16 protein-coding genes, 1 tRNA gene and 1 pseudogene are annotated in these 19,421 nt (G+C 75.6%); 9 read left to right on the top strand and 9 right to left on the bottom strand.

All coding sequences use genetic code 11. The features are described from left to right. The 3 genes from ABEB07_RS17585 to fdh form a co-directional block, all read left to right on the top strand. Window positions 1-686: 4Fe-4S dicluster domain-containing protein (locus ABEB07_RS17585; protein ID WP_345669197.1), on the top strand; the 686-nt coding region annotated here is incomplete at its 5' end. Beyond that, complete coding sequence (gene nrfD / locus ABEB07_RS17580; protein ID WP_345669196.1) at window positions 683-1,702, top strand: NrfD/PsrC family molybdoenzyme membrane anchor subunit; 1,020 nt, start codon at window positions 683-685, stop codon at window positions 1,700-1,702. The genes ABEB07_RS17585 and nrfD, both read left to right, overlap by 4 nt. Window positions 1,703-1,853: 151 nt before the next feature. Further along, complete coding sequence (fdh, locus tag ABEB07_RS17575; protein ID WP_345669195.1) at window positions 1,854-5,111, top strand: formate dehydrogenase; 3,258 nt, start codon at window positions 1,854-1,856, stop codon at window positions 5,109-5,111. 28 nt (window positions 5,112-5,139) lie between these two features. Here the strand turns inward: fdh and selD are convergent, their stop codons facing one another. Then, the gene (gene selD / locus ABEB07_RS17570) at window positions 5,140-6,165 is read right to left on the bottom strand and encodes a selenide, water dikinase SelD (protein WP_345669194.1); all 1,026 of its coding nucleotides are present in this window, start codon (window positions 6,163-6,165) and stop codon (window positions 5,140-5,142) included. A 50-nt stretch (window positions 6,166-6,215) separates the two neighbouring features. Between selD and ABEB07_RS17565 the strand changes: the two genes are divergently transcribed. After that, window positions 6,216-6,308: transfer RNA gene (locus ABEB07_RS17565), tRNA-Sec, on the top strand. A gap of 35 nt (window positions 6,309-6,343) precedes the next feature. Here ABEB07_RS17565 and ABEB07_RS17560 read toward each other — a convergent pair. Together ABEB07_RS17560 and selA are read right to left on the bottom strand one after the other, a co-directional pair. Beyond that, a pseudogene (locus tag ABEB07_RS17560) lies at window positions 6,344-8,092 on the bottom strand (SelB domain-containing protein); the annotation flags it as partial. 5 nt (window positions 8,093-8,097) lie between these two features. Then, on the bottom strand, window positions 8,098-9,537 hold the full coding sequence (gene selA / locus ABEB07_RS17555; protein ID WP_425589025.1) for an L-seryl-tRNA(Sec) selenium transferase: 1,440 nt from the start codon (window positions 9,535-9,537) through the stop codon (window positions 8,098-8,100). Window positions 9,538-9,773: 236 nt separating this feature from the next. On the opposite strand from selA, the gene ABEB07_RS17550 reads away from it, so the two are divergent. Continuing rightward, window positions 9,774-10,496, top strand: a complete 723-nt coding sequence (locus ABEB07_RS17550; RefSeq protein ID WP_425589024.1) for a hypothetical protein — start codon at window positions 9,774-9,776, stop codon at window positions 10,494-10,496. Here ABEB07_RS17550 and ABEB07_RS17545 read toward each other — a convergent pair. Together ABEB07_RS17545 and ABEB07_RS17540 are read right to left on the bottom strand one after the other, a co-directional pair. Further along, window positions 10,460-11,239, bottom strand: coding sequence for a hypothetical protein (locus ABEB07_RS17545; protein ID WP_345669193.1), 780 nt, complete (start codon window positions 11,237-11,239; stop codon window positions 10,460-10,462). The genes ABEB07_RS17550 and ABEB07_RS17545 overlap by 37 nt on opposite strands. Before the next feature lie 77 nt (window positions 11,240-11,316). Further along, window positions 11,317-11,874, bottom strand: coding sequence for a hypothetical protein (locus ABEB07_RS17540; RefSeq protein WP_345669192.1), 558 nt, complete (start codon window positions 11,872-11,874; stop codon window positions 11,317-11,319). Window positions 11,875-12,633: 759 nt separating this feature from the next. Here ABEB07_RS17540 and ABEB07_RS17535 point away from each other — a divergent pair. After that, window positions 12,634-12,846, top strand: coding sequence for a hypothetical protein (locus ABEB07_RS17535; RefSeq protein WP_345669191.1), 213 nt, complete (start codon window positions 12,634-12,636; stop codon window positions 12,844-12,846). Between the two features lie 80 nt (window positions 12,847-12,926). Here the strand turns inward: ABEB07_RS17535 and ABEB07_RS17530 are convergent, their stop codons facing one another. The 4 genes from ABEB07_RS17530 to ABEB07_RS17515 form a co-directional block, all read right to left on the bottom strand. Then, window positions 12,927-13,340, bottom strand: coding sequence for an SRPBCC family protein (locus ABEB07_RS17530; protein WP_164586062.1), 414 nt, complete (start codon window positions 13,338-13,340; stop codon window positions 12,927-12,929). Between the two features lie 14 nt (window positions 13,341-13,354). Beyond that, on the bottom strand, window positions 13,355-14,554 hold the full coding sequence (locus ABEB07_RS17525) for an AI-2E family transporter (protein WP_345669190.1): 1,200 nt from the start codon (window positions 14,552-14,554) through the stop codon (window positions 13,355-13,357). Between the two features lie 238 nt (window positions 14,555-14,792). Then, complete coding sequence (locus ABEB07_RS17520; protein WP_345669189.1) at window positions 14,793-15,542, bottom strand: SOS response-associated peptidase; 750 nt, start codon at window positions 15,540-15,542, stop codon at window positions 14,793-14,795. A gap of 137 nt (window positions 15,543-15,679) precedes the next feature. Beyond that, window positions 15,680-16,492 carry an SAM-dependent methyltransferase gene (locus tag ABEB07_RS17515; protein ID WP_345669188.1) on the bottom strand — a complete coding sequence of 271 codons (813 nt, stop codon included), beginning with the start codon at window positions 16,490-16,492 and terminating at the stop codon, window positions 15,680-15,682. Window positions 16,493-16,750: 258 nt separating this feature from the next. Here ABEB07_RS17515 and ABEB07_RS17510 point away from each other — a divergent pair, with 258 nt between their 5' ends. The 3 genes from ABEB07_RS17510 (at window position 16,751) to ABEB07_RS17500 (ending at window position 19,363) form a co-directional block, all read left to right on the top strand. Beyond that, window positions 16,751-18,079, top strand: coding sequence for a PP2C family protein-serine/threonine phosphatase (locus ABEB07_RS17510; protein ID WP_345669187.1), 1,329 nt, complete (start codon window positions 16,751-16,753; stop codon window positions 18,077-18,079). Between the two features lie 517 nt (window positions 18,080-18,596). Further along, window positions 18,597-18,818, top strand: coding sequence for a hypothetical protein (locus tag ABEB07_RS17505; RefSeq protein ID WP_345669186.1), 222 nt, complete (start codon window positions 18,597-18,599; stop codon window positions 18,816-18,818). 179 nt (window positions 18,819-18,997) lie between these two features. Then, the gene (locus tag ABEB07_RS17500; protein ID WP_164584657.1) at window positions 18,998-19,363 is read left to right on the top strand and encodes an STAS domain-containing protein; all 366 of its coding nucleotides are present in this window, start codon (window positions 18,998-19,000) and stop codon (window positions 19,361-19,363) included. Window positions 19,364-19,421: the final 58 nt, after the last annotated feature.

The following is a 19,421-nucleotide window of genomic DNA, read 5'->3' as shown; positions in this document are numbered from 1 at the left end:
CCGCGGCCCTGACGGCCGGCGCGGCCCTCGGACTCGGCGCGCTCGCCGCGCCGTTCGCCACCGCGCCCGCGGGCTCGCCGGCCGGGGAGATCTCGCCGGTGGCGCCGGACGGGCGGACCGAGCTGCGCTGGCTGATGGCGTCCGACGTGTGCAAGCACTGCACGCACGCGGCCTGTCTCGACGTGTGCCCCACCGGGGCGCTGTTCCGCACCGAGTTCGGCACCGTGGTGGTGCAGCAGGACGTGTGCAACGGCTGCGGGTACTGCGTGCCCGCCTGCCCCTACGGAGTGATCGACCAGCGCGAGGAGGACGGCCGGGTCTGGAAGTGCACGCTGTGCTACGACCGGCTCGGCGTCGGGATGGAGCCGGCCTGCGCCAAGGCGTGCCCCACCGACTCCATCCAGTTCGGCCCGCTGGAGGAGCTGCGCGAGCGGGCCGCGGCCCGGGTGGAGCGACTGCGCGCGACCGGCGTCGCCGACGCCCGGCTTTACGGCGAGAGCCCGGACGACGGGGTCGGCGGCGATGGCGCGTTCTTCCTGCTGCTCGACGAGCCCGAGGTCTACGGCCTGCCGCCGGACCCGCAGGTGACCACCCGGGATCTGCCCTCGATGTGGAAGCACGCGGCGACGGCCGCCCTCTCGCTCGCCGCGCTGGGCGCCGCAAGCTTCGCCAGGAGGCCCCGATGAGCGGATCGGACGTCACCCGCGAGGGTGTTCAGGGGGCGCGGCCGGGGCGGGACGCGCCGGTGGGAGCCTTCGCCGGACGGCGCGGGCGTCGGCGCGGCCGGGGCGAGCAGCCGATGGTCCCGGAGGCCCGGTTCTCCTCGTACTACGGCAGGCCGGTCCTCAACAAGCCGACCTGGAAAGCGCTCGACATCGCCGGCTACCTCTACCTCGGCGGGCTCGCCGGGGCCTCGTCGCTGCTGGCGGCCGGCGGCCACGCCACCGGGCGGCCGGGGCTCGCGCGGGCGGCGAAGCTGGGCGCGGCGGGCGCCATCACCCTCTCGCTCGGCGCGCTGGTGCACGACCTCGGGCGGCCCGCCCGCTTCGTCAACATGCTCCGCGTCTTCAAGCCCACCTCGCCGATGAGCATGGGCTCGTGGCTGCTGGCCGGGTACGCGCCGCTGACCATGGCCGCGGCGGCGGCCGACGTCACGGGCCGCTGCCGGCTCGTCGGCGCGGCCGCCACGGGCGGGGCCGCGGTGCTGGGCCCGGCGGTGGCCACCTACACGGCCGTGCTGCTCGCCGACACGGCGGTGCCGTCCTGGCACGAGGGCTACCGGGAGCTGCCGTTCGTCTTCGCCGGGTCCGCCGCCGGCGCGGCGGCCGGTCTCGCGCTGCTCTGCGCGCCGACGGCGCAGACGGGGCCCGCCCGCCGGATGGCGGTGCTGGGCGTCGTGCTGGAGACGGGCGCCTTCCAGCTCATGAAGCGCCGGATGGGGCTGGCCGCCGAGCCGTTCGAGCGGGGTCTGCCGCAGCGGCTGCTGCGCGCCGCCGAACTCCTCACGGTGGGCGGCGCGGCGCTGGCCGCCCGCGCGGGCCGGCGGCGGGGCCGGGGCCTGGCGGCGGCGGGCGGAGCCGCACTGCTGGCCGGCTCGGCCGCGCTGCGCTTCGGCGTGTTCCACGCCGGGGTGGCCTCGGCGGAGGACCCCAAGTACACGGTGGTGCCGCAACGCGAACGGCTGCGGGCCCGCGACGGGTGACCGCACGCCATACAGCCCGCGGGCGGCCGTGGGCGCCGGTTTCACCCAGGGGCGCCGCGGGTACTCCGCAGCAGCGCCACCCGGGCGGCCGCGAGGCGACCTCGCGACCGCCGCACCGCGCGACCGAGCAGCACCCGGAAGGGCTCACCTCATGGGCGTACGCACCTGGATCGACTCCTGGCCGGTCTACCGCCAGCTCACGGGCACCGACCCGCTGGGCCGCGGGGCCGCCGCCAGGAGCGGGCCCACCGCGCGGCTCACCCCCCGGGTGGCCTCCGCCGACCGGGTGGTCAAGTCGATCTGCCCGTACTGCGCCGTGGGCTGCGGCCAGAACGTCTACGTCGAGGACGGGCGGGTCACCCAGATCGAGGGCGACCCCGACTCGCCCGTCTCGCGCGGCCGGCTGTGCCCCAAGGGCTCGGCCAGCCTCCAGCTGACCACCGGCGACGCCCGCGAGCACCACGTCCTGTACCGGCGTCCGTACGGCGCCGGGTGGGAGCGTCTGGACCTGGACACGGCGATGGACATGATCGCCGACCGGGTGATCGAGGCCCGCCGCGCCGGCTGGCAGTGGGACGTCGACGGCGCCCGCACCCGGCGCACCCTCGGCGTCGCCAGCCTGGGCGGAGCGACGCTGGACAACGAGGAGAACTACCTGATCAAGAAGTTGTTCACCGCGCTCGGAGCGATCCAGATCGAGAACCAGGCGCGTATTTGACACTCCTCCACCGTTCCCGGTCTGGGAACCTCGTTCGGCCGCGGCGGCGCGACCACCTTCCAGCAGGACCTGCAGAACTCGGACTGCATCGTCATCCAGGGCTCGAACATGGCCGAGTGCCATCCGGTCGGGTTCCAGTGGGTGATGGAGGCCAAGGCCCGGGGCGCGAAGGTGATCCACGTCGACCCGCGGTTCACCAGGACCAGCGCGGTCGCCGACGTGCACGTGCCGCTGCGCGCGGGCTCGGACATCGCCTTCCTCGGCGGCGTCGTCAACTACGTCCTGGGCCACGACAAGTACTTCCGCGACTACGTGGTGGCGTACACCAACGGGCCGGTGGTGCTGGGCGAGGACTTCCGCGACACCGAGGACCTCGACGGCGTCTTCTCGGGCTTCGATCCGCAGAGCCGGACGTACGACGACGGCACCTGGCAGTACGCGGGCATGGAGGTGCGGGCGGTCTCCGGCGAGCGCGACCGGGACGACCCGCGGGGCGCCGGCGGCCGCTCGGTCAGCGAGGCGGCGCGCGGCGAGGCCCACGGGTCGGGCGGCGCCGACATCGGCGCGGGCGAGCCCGAGCGCGACGAGACGATGACGCATCCGCGGTGCGTGTTCCAGGTGCTCAAGCGGCACTACGCCCGCTACACGCCCGAGGTGGTGGAGCGGATCTGCGGGGTGCCGCAGGACCTGTTCCGCCAGGTGTGCGAACTGGTCACCGAGAACTCCGGGCGCGAGCGGACCACCGCGTTCGCCTACGCGGTCGGCTGGACCCAGCACACGGTCGGGGTGCAGTACATCCGGGCGGCCGGCGTGCTCCAGACCCTGCTGGGCAACATCGGCCGGCCCGGCGGCGGCATCCTGGCGCTGCGCGGCCACGCCTCCATCCAGGGCTCGACGGACATCCCCACCCTGTTCAACCTGCTGCCGGGCTACATCCCGATGCCGCACGCGCACCAGCGGCAGGACCTGGACTCCTTCGTGCGCGCCGAGGCGACGGCCAAGGGCTACTGGGGCGAGATGCGCTCGTACCTGGTGAGCCTGCTCAAGGCGTACTGGGGCGACGCCGCGACCGCGGACAACGACTTCTGCTTCGACTACCTGCCGCGCCTGACCGGCTCGCACTCCACCTACGAGACCGTGCTGGCCCAGTTGGAGGGGACCTGCAAGGGCTACTTCCTGATGGGCGAGAACCCGGCGGTGGGCTCGGCCAACGCCAAGTCGCAGCGCCTGGGCATGGCCCATCTGGACTGGCTGGTCGTGCGCGACTTCTCGCTGATCGAGTCGGCCACCTGGTGGAAGGACGGCCCGGAGATCGAGACCGGGGAGCTGCGCACCGAGGACATCGGCACCGAGGTGTTCTTCCTGCCGGCCGCCGCGCACACCGAGAAGGCCGGCAGTTTCACCAACACCCAGCGGCTGCTCCAGTGGCACCACCAGGCCGTCGAGCCGCCGGGCGAGGCGCGCAGCGACCTGTGGTTCACCTTCCACCTGGGCCGGATCATCCGGGACAAGCTCGCCGGGTCCGCCGATCCGATGGACCGGCCGGTGCTCGATCTGACCTGGGACTACGCCACCCGGGGCGCGATCGCCGAGCCGGTGGCCGAGGCGGTGCTGGCGGAGATCAACGGCCACGACGCCGAGGGCCGGCCGCTCAGCTCGTACGAGCAGCTGGCGGACGACGGCTCGACGGTGTGCGGCTGCTGGATCTACTGCGGGGTCAACGCCGACGGCGTCAACCAGGCCGCTCGCCGCAAGCCCGGCACGGAGCAGGACTGGGTGGCCGGCGAGTGGGGCTGGGCGTGGCCGGCCAACCGCCGCATCCTGTACAACCGGGCGTCCGCCGACCCGGACGGCAATCCGTGGAGCGAGCGCAAGGCGCTGGTGTGGTGGGACGCGGAGCAGGGGCAGTGGACGGGCCACGACATCGCCGATTTCGGCAAGACCAAGTCGCCTTTCTACCGGCCGCCGCCGGGTGCGAGGGCCGCCGATGCGCTGTCGGGCACGGACGCGTTCGTGATGCAGGCCGACGGCAAGGCCTGGCTGTACGCGCCCTCCGGTCTGACCGACGGCCCGCTGCCGGCCCACTACGAGCCGCAGGACTCGCCGTTCCCGAACCTGCTCTACGGCCGGCAGCGCAATCCGGTGCGGCAGGTGCTGCCGTCGCGCCCGGACAACCGCTACCAGCCCAGCGGCGGCGAGCCGGGCGCCGAGGTGTACCCGTACGTGGCCACCACCTACCGGCTCACCGAGCACCACACGGCGGGCGGCATGTCGCGCTGGCAGCCGTATCTGGCCGAGCTGCAACCGGAGTTCTTCTGCGAGGTGTCGCCGGAGCTGGCGGCCGAGCGCGCTCTGGAGCACACCGGGTGGGCGACGGTCGTCAGCGCCCGCGGGGTGATCGAGGCGCGGGTGCTGGTGACCGACCGGATGACGCCGCTGACCGTGCACGGCCGGACGCTGCACCAGGTGGGCCTGCCCTACCACTGGGGGCCCAACGGCTACAGCACCGGCGACGCGGCGAACGAGCTGCTGCATCTGTCGCTGGACCCGAACACCCACATCCAGGAGACCAAGGCGTTCGCCGTGGACATCCGGCCGGGGCGGCGGCCGCGCGGCCCGGCCGCGCCCGCGCTGGTGCGGGCCTACCGGGCGCGGGCGGGCATCGACGAGCACACCGGGACCGAGCCGTGACGGCGGGGCCGCGCCCGGTGCGCGGACGTCACCTGAGGACCACCGAATGGGGCCCGTGCGGGACGAGCTCGCCGATCACCGGGGCGCCGGGCACCTCGCCGGCGACGAGCAGGCCGCCGGAGGTCTGGGCGTCGGCCAGCAGCAGCCGGGTGTCGGCGTCCGCGCCGCCGAAGTCGGTGAACGGCGCGACCCAGTCGAGGTTGCGCCGGGTGCCGCCGCTGACGTAGCCGTCCCGTACGGCGTCCCGCGCCCCGTCGAGGTAGGGCACGGCGGCGGTGTCCAGCACGGCCGTCACGTTCGAGGCGCGGGCGAGTTTGTGCAGGTGGCCGAGGAGGCCGAAGCCGGTCACGTCGGTCGCGCAGGTCGCCCCGGCGGCCAGCGCCGCCCGCGAGGCGTCCCGGTTGAGGGCCACCATGGTCGCGACGGCCTGTTCGAAGCGTTCGCCGGTGGCCTTGTGCCGGTTGTTCAGCACACCCAGGCCCAGGGGCTTGGTCAGGGACAGGGGCAGGCCGGGCCGTCCCGCGTCGTTGCGCAGCAGCCGCGCCGGGTCGGCGAGCCCAGTGACGGCCATGCCGTACTTGGGTTCGGGGTCGTCCACGCTGTGGCCGCCGCCGACGTGGCAGCCGGCCGCGGCGGCGATCTCCAGGCCGCCGCGCAGCACTTCGCGGGCCAGCTCGAACGGCAGCACCTCGCGCGGCCAGGCGAGCAGGTTGACGGCGACGACCGGGTGGCCGCCCATGGCGTACACGTCGGACAGGGCGTTGGCGGCGGCGATGCGACCCCAGTCGTACGGGTCGTCGACGACCGGGGTGAAGAAGTCGGCGGTGGACACCAGCGCCTGCGCGGGGCCGCCGCCGGGCGCGGGCAGGGCGACCACGGCCGCGTCGTCGCCGGTGGCCGCCCCGACCAGCAGCGGCGTGCCGGCCGGGGCCGGGAAGGGCGCCGTCAACGAGCCGAGCAGATCCTCCAGTTCACCGGGCGGGATCTTGCAGGCGCAGCCGCCGCCGTGGGCGAACCGGGTGAGCCGGACGGGGGTTCGGGGGGTGGTGGTCATGCCTGTCTCCCTGGGTCGTCGGACGGCCGTCCGGTAGCCTGGCGGGCGGTGGAGGCGTGTGGGTGCCTGGTGGCCCTCCCGGTCTTCAAAACCGAGGTGTCCGAGGATCTCGGGCAGGCGGGTTCGATTCCCGTCCGCCTCCGTCCCGCCGCTGTGGCCGGCAGCGTCTGCGCTGGTCGTCCACCCGTTCGGTGAGGCCGCGGGCGTCGAGGAACTCCAGCAGCGGCACGGCGACGCGGCGGGTGGTGTCCAGGGCCTTGCGGGCCTCGCTCAGGGTGAACGGCTGCGGCAGGTCGCGCAGTACGGCGGCGGCCCGGGCGTCCGCTCCCGGGAGCAGCACCACGGCGTCGTCGATCCGCAGCAGCGCGCCCGCCGTGACGGCGGCGGCCAACGCCTTGCGGTGCAGGCCGAGTGCGGTGAGGCGGTCGGCCTCGGGCGCGCGGAAGGGCGCCCTCTCCAGTTCGTCCCGCACCGCGTCGACGGCGGCGCGCAGGGGCGGCGGCAGGGCGGGGCGGGTGCGGTCCGGGGCGTACAGCCTGCCCTGGCGGCACAGGAGTTCGGTGGCCGCCGGGGTGCGGGCGAGGGCGTCGACCAGGGCACGGTCGGGCAGATCGAGCAGGCGTCGGGCCGCTTCGGCGGGCAGGCCGGGTTCCATGGGGTGCGCCCGCGCGTACCGCTCCACCTCGGCGGTCAGCCGGGCGCGCAGCCGTGTCCAGTGCTCCGGGTCGGCCAGCCAGTCGCCCACGACGGGTTCGGCGGACGCGGGGACGCCCATCGCCGACAGGTCCGGGCGGCGGACGAGCCGGCGGCGGCGCAGTTCGGCCGCCGCGTCGGGGCGGCCGGTCGCCGTGGCGAGTTCCGCCGCCCTGGCCCGGCCCGCGCCGCGGCGGTCCAGCCGGGGCGGGCGCACGTCGAGCGCGGTCACCGCCGAGGGCGGGCGGCCGCCGCCCGGTTCGCGCAGGACGGCCCGGTCGCCGACGCGCAGCGGCAGCCGCCGGTCCAGGGTGAGCCGGACGGTGTCCTCGCCGAGCGGCCGCACGGTCGCCGGGACGGCCGCCGCGCCGATGTGCAGGCTCATCCGGCGGGGCAGGTCGGCGGCGGGCTCGCCGGTGACGCGGACGTCGACGAGGTCGGTGAGCAGCCAGCGGTCCGGCGAGAGCAGCACGTCCCCGCGGCGCAGCGCGCCGTCCGGGGCGCCGTGCACGTTGACGGCCACCCGTGCCACCGCGTTCACCTCCGTACGCTCCCGCTGGAGGCACTGGAGCGCGCGCACCCGCAGCCGTGTCGAGCCGTCGCCGGTCACCAGCCGGTCGCCCACCCGCAGGGCGCCCGCGCCGAGGGTGCCGGTCACGACGGTGCCGTGGCCGCGCACCGTGAAGGCCCGGTCCAGCCACAGCCGTACGTCGGCCTCGGTGTCCGGGGCGGGCAGCGCGCGGGCCAGCCGCGTCAACTCGGCGCGCAGGGCGTCGAGTCCGGCCCCGGTCACGGCGCTCACCGCGACCGACGGGACGGCGCCGAGCGAGGTTGTGGCCAGGTGCCGCAGGGCCTCGGCGCGCACCGGTTCGGGGTCGGCGAGGTCGCTGCGGGTCACGGCGAGGACGGCGTGGCGTACTCCGAGGGCGTCCAGGATCGCCAGGTGCTCCAGCGACTGGGGCTGCCAGCCCTGGTCGGCGGCGACCACGAACAGCACGGCCGGCACGGGTCCGACCCCGGCCAGCATGGTGGCCACGAACCGCTCGTGGCCCGGCACGTCCACGAAGGCGAGGTGCTCGCCGTCGGCGTCGGGGCCGGTCCACACGAAGCCGAGGTCGAGGGTGAGCCCGCGCCGCCGCTCCTCCTCGTGGCGGTCGGGTTCCATCCCGGTCAGCGCCCGTACCAGGGCGGACTTGCCGTGGTCGACGTGTCCGGCGGTGGCCAGCACCCGCATGCCGCTCACCGTTCCCCGTCCGCCGCCGCCCGCACGGCCAGTACGGCCCCGGCGAGCCGTTCGTCGTCCTCGGGCGGCACCGCGCGCAGGTCCAGCAGGCACCGGCCGCCCTCCAGCCGTCCGACCACCGGGACGGTCCCGGTGCGCAGCGCGGCGGCGTAGGGCTCCGGCAGGGAGAGGGCGGCGCTGGGCAGGGTCACCCCGGGTGCGCCTCCCCCGCCCACGGTGGCGGCGCAGGCGACGGGCCGCGCGTCGACTCCGGCGGCGCTCAGCGTGGCCGTGAGCCGTTCGGCGCGGTGCGCCAGCTCGCGCGGGTCGGCGCGCAGGGCCTCGGCGGTCGGGGTGGCGGGGCCGGTGAGGGTGGCCTCCAGGGCGGCCAGGGTGAGCTTGTCGACCCGCAGCGCGCGGGCCAGCGGGTGCCGGGCCAGGGCGGGTACGAGGTCCTCGGCGCCGAGGAGCAGGCCGCACTGGGGGCCGCCGAGCAGTTTGTCGCCGCTCGCGGTGACCAGGGCGGCGCCCGCGCGCAGTTCGGTCGCGGCGTCGGGCTCGTCGGGCAGCAGCGGATGGGGGGCGAGCAGCCCGGAGCCGATGTCGACGACCAACGGCGCGCCCAAGGAGGCCAGTTCGGCCGTGGCGGGAGTGTGGGTGAAGCCGGTGACGCGGAAGTTGGAGGGGTGGACCTTCAGGACGAACCCGGTCCCGGGTCCGATCGCGTCGGCGTAGTCCGCGGCGCTGGTGCGGTTGGTGGTGCCGACCTCGCGGAGCCGGGCGCCGGTGGACACCAGCAGGTCGGGCAGCCGGAAGCCGTCGCCGATCTCCACCATCTCGCCCCGGCTGACGACGATCTCGCGGCCGGCGGCGAGCGCGGTGGCGGCCAGGACGAGGGCGGCCGCGCCGTTGTTGACGACGTGGGCCGCGCCGGCCGCGGGCACCCGGGCGCGCAGCGCGTGCAGGGCGCCGCGGCCGCGGCGGGCCCGGGTTCCGGTCGCGAGGTCCAGTTCGACGTCGGTGGGTCCGGCGGCTTCCTGGACCGCTCGCCGGGCGGCGGCGGACAGCGGCGCCCGGCCGAGGTTGGTGTGCAGGAGGACGCCGGTGGCGTTGATCACCGGGCGCAGTCCGCCGGCCGTGCGCGGCAGCAGGGCCACCGCCGTGTCGGCGACCTGCTCGGGGGCGACGGCGCCGTGCCGCGCCCGCTCCTGTGCGTGCCGGACCGCGGCCTTGACCGCCTCCGCCCCGAGCCGCCCCGCCGCCTCGGCCAGGCGCGGGTCGCGCAGGAGGGCGTCGGTACGGGGGATGCGGCGGCGCGCGTCGAGGTGGGGCGGTCCCCCGGTCACCGGGGCACCGCCGGTCGGGGGCGGGCCGCAGCCCTCCGGTGTGCCGTCGGCTCCGGGGGTTCCCGTGCCGGGTGCGTCCTCCGTCGTCCGGCCCGTGACCCGCTGGTCCACGCAGCCCCTCCGTTCCGAGCCCTGCCGCTGGCCGTACAGGCGGCCCCATCGTCTCGCAGGGCCCGCGGCCGTCCGCACGACACGCCGGTACCCCGGCGGCGGCGGCCGATGCGCGCGCAGAGGTCGTGCCCCGTTTCGGGGCGGCGGGGACGGGAACCCGCGCGGGCGCCGTCCGGCGCGCCGTCACCCGGGGCTCCGGCGGCGACCGTGACCGCCGCGACGGAAGAGGTGCCGGGGTGGACAGTGGCCGCCGGCCGCCGAGAGAGCCCGGCGCGACGCGCCGGGGCGGGGCGCGCTGGGTCTTCGACGGCTTCATCGCGGGCGTCGGCACCGCGTCCGGTACGCGTCTGGTGCTGGGCCACTGGACCGACTCGCCGTTCGGGCCGGTCAGCGACGTGATGCTGGAACGCGCCGACGGGCACCGCGTGCTGCTCGCCCCCGACGCGCGCACGGCCGACTTCATCGCGCGCACCTACTCCTTCGACGAGGTGCGCGTGGAACCGGTCGTGGTGCGGGCCGCGGCCGGGCGCTGGTCCGTCTCCTCGGACTCGCTGAGCCTGTGCTTCACCACCGGCCGGCGCGGTCCGCTGGGCCTGCTGCTGAGCGCCGTGCCCCGGGCGCTGGCCGTCCGTCCGTGGTGGATCGCCCTGCTGGACCGTCCGGCGCGGGTGCTGCGCGGCGTCCGCACCCGCGGGAGCGCGGGCGGCGGACGGCGCGAGTGGTACGGCGCGCGGGACCTGCGCCCGGTCTGCTCCGCCGCGGCCCGCTTCGACGGCGTGGACCTCGGCCCGCTGGCGCCGGTCGCGCCCGCGGTGCGGTTCGGCTTCGGTTCGACCCCGCGCGGGCCCTGCGTCGTCCGGGTCACCACCACGGTGGAGGTACCGGGGGCGACGGGGACGACGCGGGCCTCGGGCGGGGGCCGTCAGGTGCTGAGCAGGCGGTTGAAGAAGGACCGGTAGCGGCGCAGCGCCCTGCGCAGTTCCTCGGTGTCCACCTGTTCGCCCTGGCTCCACTGGCCTTCCAGGCCCTGCTTGTGCTCGGCGAAGGTGGCGGCCAGGGTGCGGATGACGTCGGCGACCAGGGTGTCGGCGCTGTGCACGGCGTCCCTGGGGTCGTCCACGAACTTGCTCTGGGTCTCCCGCCAGCGGTCGCGGAAGCTCTGCTCGTCGGTGGCGTCCAGCAGCCGGGGCAGCTCGTCGTCGGCGTCGGCCGCGGGCTTCGCGTCCCGGGTGTCCGCGGTGCCGGCGAAGTCCGTCCTGCCGGCGGCGTCGGACGTACCGGCGACACCGGACGTACCGGTGGCGTCCGGCGTGCCGGTCGGGACCGCGGCGCCCGCCCGGCCCGGGCCCGTGGCGGTGTCCGGCGCGGTCGTGGCGTCGGCCCCGGCGCCCAGGGGCTCCCGGGCCCGCGCCGTGTCGACCCGTCCGGCCGCGTCGGCCGCACCGGTCGTCTCCGCGGGCGCTGCCGGGTCCGACGGGTCAGCCGACGGGTCAGCCGACGGTATGCCGGCGGACGTGGCGGGGTCCCGGGTGGGCCGGGCCGCCGTCGTGCCGCCGGTGCTCTCGCCCGGGTAGACGGGCGGCCTGGAGCCGGTGGCCTCCCGCTCCCCCTCGGTCCGGGCCGGGCCGTCCGGGGTGCTGCGGGCCAGGTCCTCGGTGGACAGCTCACCGGCGAAGCGGCGCGGTTCCTTGTTGCTGTGCATGGCGTTCCTCCCTGCCGGGACGTGACGTCGCCGGCGAGTGGCTGGTACGAGTGACGACCGGGGCGGGGGCGCCGCGGTCAGGACGGTGCGTGCCGGGGCCCGCCGCCGTCGGAGAGCAGTTCGTCGAAGAGCGCGCGGTAGTGCACCATCGCGCCCCTGAGCTGTTCCGTCGTGGCCTTGCCGCGGGTGGTGAGCGACTCGACGTCGTGGGCCGCGCGGTAGTGGCCGAGGGTGCGTCCGTGCTCGACGGACAGGTCCGCGGCCTGCTGCTCGAACCCCTCGGTCGGATAACCCCGCTCGCGCATGAGCGAGGTCACCAGCCGGTCCGCGTCGTGCACCGCGTCCTCGGGCCGGTCCACGAATTCCTCCTGGACGCTGCTCCACTCGCGTGTATAGCGGTCCCGGGAGCCGGCCGGCAGCGGTTTGATGTCGAGCGAGTCGTGCCGCTTCTCGCGGTCCCGGAGCTCGCGCTCGCCGGCGCGCCGGTCGCCGGCGTCGGCGACCGTCCGCTCGTACTCGGGACCGAAGCGTTCGCGCAGCCGGCGACGGCGCGCCAGCGTCGGCACCGCCACCGCGATCAGGGCGAGCACGACGACGACGGGAATGATGATCGCGAGAAGTGTTCCGGTGGACATGTGACACACCCCCTTGGGCACTGCTTCGACTGCCCGCCGCGGGCGGCGTTATGCGCCCGCGCGCCCGCCCTGTCGCCCGTCTTCGCGTCCTGGTTCAGCGCCGTGCGGGAGCGTTCGCGAAGCGGCGCGGAAATCGTCCGGGACGCGGCGCCGAGGCCGGCCGGATCGTGCCGCGGAGGACCGCCCGGAGCGGCCCCTGCCGCCGGGTCCTCGCGCCGCGATGCGCGGCCTCGGAACCGGTGTCGTCTCAGTTTCCTTTTCAAGATGCCGACCGGCGAAGCGGCGACTAGCGTCTACCAGTGGGAGCCGCAACCGGGGCACGCCCCGTCCGGCGAGGTCTCCACCGAGGGGCCCGTAGCCGCAGCGTCGGCCCGTGGAAGCGCACGCGGGCGACGTGGACGGTGTCGGAGACCGAGACGTGTTCTCTACAGCCGGCGGCTCCAGACCGCGCCGCACAACCCCAACCGGCGAGCGCGGCCATCATTCTCGCGCCCCTTCTGTCGCGCGAGACGATGGAAAGAAAGGTATTTCCCATGCGAGCACTGCGCGTAAAGCGTCTCTTCGCCGTGTCCGCGGCCGGCATCGTGATGGCCGGCGGCGCTGCGATCGGCGCGGCGGGGACCGCCTCCGCCCATGACTCGGGCTTCGACTCCAACCACCACCGCTCCGGATACAGCCGCGACTGCGACCGCGGCTGGTGGGACGACTGCGGCTACGGAGGCTACGGCGACCACGGACGTGGCGACCACGGAGGCTACGGTGGCTACGGCGACCACGGCGGACGTGGCGGACACGGCGGCTACGGCGGCTACGGCGACCACGGAGGCTTCGGTGGAGGCCACGGTGGCGGTTACGGCGGTGGCGGCCATGGTGGCGGAGGCCACGGTGGCGGCGGTCACGGCGGTGGCGGTCACGGCGGTGGCGGAGGCCACGGTGGCGGAGGTCGCTGAGGTCCCCTACCGAACTCACTGAACAAGCACGGCGTGCGGCCCGGTCTCCGGTCCGCACGCCGTGGCGTGTGTCGGCGCTCCCGTGCGGGAGCGCCGACCGGCTCAGCCGGCCGGGTGGTCGACCCGGATGCGCACCTGCTCCTCCAGCCGGCGCAGGCTGCTGTCCAGGGCGTCGCAGGCGGCCCGTTCGCCCGGGTCGTGGCTGTCGTCGAAGAAGGACAGATGGACGGTGACCTCGCTGGCGCCGCTGCCGATACCGGCGACCTGGAGCCAGCCCGCGTAGCTCCCCTGCTCGCGGGTGCCCCACTCGATCCGCATCTGGTCGCGCTCGGCGCGCAGCAGGCCGGCGGTGTCCTGGTCGGTGTGGTCCTCGTGCACGGTGACAGCGGGCGGTTCCCCGGCGCGCACGTGCAGGTCGTCCGGCAGCCAGGCGTCCAGCCGGTGGAGGTCGGCGGCCTGGTCGAAGACCTGCTCGGGCTGTGCGGGCATCGTGCGTGAACGTTCGTACTCGGACATCGCGGCACCGTTCCTCACGCTCGGGGGTGGTACGCCCCCACGCGTGCCCTTTCCGCCGCCGCCGAAAAGCCCCTTCGTTCTCCCGGCGGACCGGAGCCGCGCAGTGCGCGCAGCACCGCCCAGGCGACCGAGACGAACGGCACCGCCACGATGGCGCCGATCACGCCCGCGACGATGCTGCCGGCGATGACGGAGACGGCGACGACGAGCGGATGCAGCCGGACCGCCCAGCTCATCACCAGGGGGTGCAGCACGTGGCCCTCCAGCTGGCCGATGACGACGATGAGGACGATCACGGCCAGCGCGGTGAGCGGACCCCGCCCGGCGAGAGCGACCACGGTGGCCACGGCGAGCGCGACCGGCGATCCGATCAGGGGCACGAAGGCGGCGAAGAACTCCAGCAGGGTGAGCGGCAGCGCCAGCGGCACCCGCAGCAGGGACAGCGCCACGCCGACGAGGACGGCGTTGGTGGCGGCCACGATGAAGATGCCGCGCGTGTACCCGGCGAAGGCGTGCCAGGCGGCCGCGCCGGCCCGGTCCCAGGCGGGGCGCGCGCCGGCGGGCAGGAACTGATCGCGGGTCCAGCGCCACAGGCGCTCGCCGGAGTGAATGAAGAAGATCGAGGCGAAGAGCGCGAGCACACCCGCGGTCACCAGTTCGACCAGTCGGCCGATGCCGCTGAGGGCGCTGTTGAGCAGGCTCTCCCGGTGCGCGGAGAGGTAGGCCAGCAACTGGTTCTGGAGATGGGAGAGGCGGCCGGGGCTGATGCGGAGCGGCGGGCGTTCGAGCCACTGTTCGATGCGGTGGACGCCGCCGCGCAGTTCGTCGGCCAGCTGCGCCGACTCCCCCGCCACCGCGTTGCCGACGAAGGCGAGCAGCGCCATCAGCAGCAGGAGGCTGCCCACCAGCGCGACGGCGACGCACAGCGGCCTGGGCAGCCGGCGGTTCAGCAGGTCGGCGAGGGGGCGCAGCACCGAGGTGACGACCAGGGCGGCGAACAGGGCGACCGCGATGAGCTGGAAGCGGCCGAGGACGGTGAAGACGCCGTAGACGGCGATGCCGACGAGGACGAGGCGCCAGGCGTAGGCGGCGCCGACTCGCAGCCAGGGCACGGTGCGCTCGGCGAGCGGGTGTTCCTCGGCCGGGGGCGCCGGGACGAAGCGGGCGCGCGGCGGCAGCGACGGGGAGTGCGCCGGCCGGCTGCCGAGCACCACGCCGCCCGTCCGGCGCCCGCGGCCCCGCCCGGCCGTCGGACCGCCCGCTTCCGCCACCGTGCCTCCCGTCGCCGCCCGCCGGTCACGTCGTATGCACGGTACGGGCCGCACCCGCGCGGTTCGCGCGCAACGCGCCCGGTCACAGGGCATCCGAGGCCCCGGCGGCCCGTCCGGCGCACACCCCCGGGGCCGGGGCGCCGGGCGCGGCGGGAGGGGGCGGACCCGGCGGCGGGGCGGGTCAGGCGGCCGGCTTCGCCAGGAGTTCGGGGCCGTTGTTGTGGACGTCGTTGACGGCCGTGGAGACGGGGCGGACGGCCAGCCGGCCGTCCGCCGGAGGGCTCAGCAGACGGCGCAGCTCGCCCGGGTCCTGGCGGCGCGGGTCGAGCCAGCCGGCGTAGTGGTCCGGGGTGAGGGCGAGCGGCATCCGGGGGTGGACGCGGCCGGCCGCGTCGGTGGCGTCAGTGGTGATGACGGCGCAGGTGGTCAGCCAGGCGGCGGGGTCGTCGTCGCGGGCCACCGCCGGATCGCGCCAGTACTCGTACAGTCCGGCGAGCGCCATGATTCCGCCGTCCTCGGGACGGACGAAGTACGGCTGCTTGTACGCCCGGCCCGTGCCCTCGGCCTTGGTCCGCTGCCACTCGTAGAACCCGTCGGCGGGCAACAGGCACCGGTGCCGGGCGAAGGCCCGGCGGAAGGCGGGCTTCTCGTGCACGGTCTCCACCCGGGCGTTGATCAGGCGGGCGCCGATCTTCGCGTCCTTCGCCCAGGACGGCACGAGTCCCCAGCGCAGCGGCCGCAGCTCGCGGCGGACGGCGCCCGGCTCCTCGCCGTCCTCCTCGCGCGGGGCGCGCTCCAGTACGGCCCACACCTCGTCGGTCGGAGCGACGTTCCAGCTCGGGGCGGGCGCCTGCGGGGCGTGCCACTCGGCCGCGTTGAAGTGCCGGGCCAGTTCGGCGGGGCTGCGGGTGGAGACGTAACGGCCGCACATGGGGCCAGGGTGCCACGGCCGACGGCCGCCCCGCGCGAGGAGACGCCCCTCGCGCCGGTGTGCGGCCGGGGCCGGAGCGGCGGCGCCGATGACGGAGAGGTCCCGCGTACGGGCCCCGGCCGTTCCCCGCCCGAACCTTACGCGTCCTTGCGGCCCACGCCCGCGTACACCCAGTACTGGGACGGGTTCTCCGGGACCTCCTCGGCCCGGTCGGGGCGCCACAGGGGGACGTAGACGAGGCCGGGTTCGACCAGTTCGAATCCGCCGAACAGGGACTCGATCTCGGTTCGGGAGCGGGCGGTGACCGGGGAGGTGGCCCGGTCGCGGTACAGCTGCCCGACGGCGGCGGCGGTGTCCGGGCGGTCCTCGTCCGTGGCGTGGGTGAGAGCCAGCCAGCTGTCGGCGGGCAGCGCCTCGCGGAAGGCGGCCACGATCCCGGCCGGGTCCTCCTGCGGGGTGATGAAGTGCAGGATCGTGATCATCAGGACGGCGACCGGCTGCTCGAAGTCGATCAGCTCCCGCAGGCGCGGCGCGGAGAGTATGCCGGCCGGGTCGCGTATGTCGCCGGCGACGATCGTCGCGTCCGGGTTGTCGGCGAGCAGCGCCTCGCTGTGCGCGACGGCCACGGGATCGTTGTCGACGTAGACCACCTTGGCGCCGGGGCAGGCGGCCTGGGCGACCTCGTGGACGTTGCCCTGGGTCGGGATGCCGGACCCGAGGTCGACGAACTGGCGTACGCCCGACTCGACCAGGAAGCGCACCGCGCGCCCCAGGAAGGCGCGGTTGGCGCGGGCCAGGGTGCGCACCTGGGGGTCGATGGCCGTGAAGGCCGCCACCGCCTCCCGGTCTATGGCGAAGTTGTGCTCCCCGCCCAGCATGGCGTCGTACATACGGGCCACACTGGCCTTGCCCGGGTCCACACCCTGCGGCAGAACGTCCCCGTCCGGCATGACAACTCCCCCTGGAATCCGACGACCTCGGCTGTGACTGGGCATCATATAGTTGCCCCCAGCACGTGCCACCGTTTCCGTCGCCGATCCCGGTACGGACCGACCGCTTCCCCCTCCCCCTCCCGTCGCCGCACCGCCCCCTCCGCCGCTACCGGCCCCACCCGGAAGGCAACGACCCTGCGGAACACAGAACGCAGTGAGCCAAGCGAGCCGCCCGGCACCCGTGCCGCCGCCAGGGCGCGGGACGGCGTGCGTCTGATGGCGCCGCTCCGCAGCCGCGGGTACTTCTCCCCCGCGGCCGACGCCATCGGCTCCGAACTCGACCTGGAACTGACCGGCCGTCATGTCGTCCACGCGCTGGCGCCGGCCTTCTGCGACGCGGCCTCGGTGTATCTGCTCCAGCGCTGGCTCCTGGAGGAACAGGCGCACATGGCGGCCGATCCGCCGCAGATCGAGGCGCGCCGGCTGGCCCTGCGCATAGGGTCGGACGCCGCCGAGGACTGGGAGCCGCTGCTGCCGGTCGGCGAGGTGCTGGTCTTCCCGCGCGAGACGCCGTACGCGCGGGCCCTGGCCACCGGGCAGACGCAGCTGCTGGACGGCATGGACGGGCACACCTTCGAACGGCTGCGCAGGACCGGTCCGGAGGACAGCGGCGTCAACGCCCTGCTGCGCAGCGCCGCCTTCCTCATCGTGCCGCTGCGGCTGCGCGGCACGGCCGTCGGTTTCATCGCCTGCACGCGCGGACCGGACAAGGGGCCCTTCACCCGTCGTGAGGCCGTGGCGGTGGAGTCGCTGGGCGCCCGGGCCTGCGTCGCGCTCGACAACGCCCGGCGCTACGAACGCGAGCGGCGCACCGCGCTGGCCATCCGCCGCAGTCTGCTCCCCGAGACCGGGCAGACCTTCGAGGGCTGCCGGGTCGCCCACGGCTACCGGCCCGCCGGGCAGGACAACGTCATCGGCGGCGACTGGTACGACGTGCTGCCCCGCACCGGCCGCCGGCTCGGGCTCATCGTCGGCGACGCGATGGGGCACGGGCCGGAGTCGGCCGTCGCGATGATCCAGCTGCGGACGGCGGTACGGACGCTGGCGACGCTGGACACCGGGCCGACCGAGCTGATGCGGCGCCTGGACGCCATCGCCGGGGACACCCCGGGCGCCTCGTTCGCCACCTGCATGTACGCGGAGTGGGACGCCGAGCTGCGCACCTGCACCTTCGTGGGGGCGGGCCATCCGCCGCCCTTGGTGCGCGGGCACGGGGGCACGGCGGTGCCGGTCGACCTCGCCACCGCGGGTCTGCCCCTCGGGCTCGGCCCGGGCCGCTACGAGCCGACCGTGCTGTACCTGACCGAGCCGACGCTCGTGCTGCTCTACAGCGACGGGCTGGTCGAGTCCCGCGCCAGCGACATCGACCAAGGCATCAGCCGGCTCTCCCGGGCGCTGGACACGGGCGCCGACGAGCTGGCGGACCCGGGGCACCCGGACGCCCTGTCGTCGCTGTGCCGGCGGCTGCTGGCGGACTCCGGGCCCGACGACGGGCGCGACGACCGGACGCTGCTGCTGGCCGAGCTGACGCCGGGGAAGAACTGAGCGCGCGAGGCGGGCTGGTTGTCCGATGAGCGGCAGCGGCCGTTCGGGCGGTCTCCTCACCTGATGCGGTGAGGGGGGCGGCACGGGGCGTACGAAGGGGGCGCGCGGGCCGTTGCCCGGGCATGGACAGCACTTCTCGCGCCGCCGTACCCCTACCCTCCGCCGGCCGTGCGGGCACCGGCCCGCGGCCGCCCGCGATCGAGTCCGCCGCGCCGCTGCTGCGGCCGTGGGGCGCCGGAGCGGCCGTACCACTGGCGCCGCCGCGTGGGGCGTACGCCGTTCCGGCGGTGCCGGTGCCCCGTGGGATCCCCGGCCCGTGAGGACGGCCGACGCGATGGCCGCGCGGGGTGCCGCCGTATTCCCGGCGAGGGCGGTCGGCGCGACCGGCGGTCGGGGGCACGCGCGGGGGCCGGGCGTGCGCGGGCGTGGACACCGGTTGCTCACAGGGTGGTGACGGGGGCGTCACGATGGTGGGCGGGGGCGTTGCCGCGCCGCCGACCCCCTCGTTGAGCGCGGCATGGACATGTGGGAGGACGGCGACTGCCCGTGGTGCCGCGCGTTGCTGGGGCCCATTCAGGACGCGTCCCGCACGGGCCCGGGCACCGGCTGGCGAAACGATCGTGCAGAATCCGGGCGGGCGGGAGCGGCGGCCTGGCTGGAGCGCGCGCACCTGGTCGTGCCGCCCATGGCGGCGCTCACGGTGGTGGCCGCGCTCATGATGGCGGCGACGCTGGTCTGACCGGCTCGCCGTGTACGGCCGCGTGCCGCCGGGCCGGGCGCTCCTCGCGCGTCGCCCGCCGCCGGGTCAACTGGTCCACGGCGCTTCTCCCGCCGCCGTCCCCCTCCTCACGAACCCCTGCCATCATGGTCACCCGGCCCACTGGCCCTGGCCAGGCGTTCACGAGAAGTGAGGAAAGAGTGGCAGAGACCGAGGGAGCGTCGGCAGCCGACCGGCTGCTGATCACCCGTACCACGGCCGAGGACGGCACCTGCGTCGTGACGCTCGAGGGCGAGGCCGACCTGGACAGCAGCGCACGCCTGCGGGACACGCTGCTGTCCTGTCTGACGGCCGCACCCGCCACGGTGGCCGATCTCGGCGGCCTGACCTTCATGGACTCCAGCGGCATCAACGCCCTCATCTCCGCCCACCAGGCGGCGCAGGCGTCCGGGGCGCGGCTGTCCCTCGCCGCGCCCCGCGAGGCGGTCCTGCGGGTGCTGGAGCTCGTCGGCCTCGACACGCTCATCCCCTGGTACCCGAGCGTGGAGGCGGCGCTCGCCGCGTGACGGCGACGCGGGCCGAGGCGGGGCGGCGGCACGCGCGCGGGCCCGGCGGCGACGCGGG

The sequence above is a fragment of the Streptomyces similanensis genome (assembly GCF_039543625.1).
Classification (GTDB): Bacteria; Actinomycetota; Actinomycetes; order Streptomycetales; family Streptomycetaceae; genus Streptomyces; species Streptomyces similanensis.
This window is presented reverse-complemented; position numbering and strand designations above follow the sequence as displayed.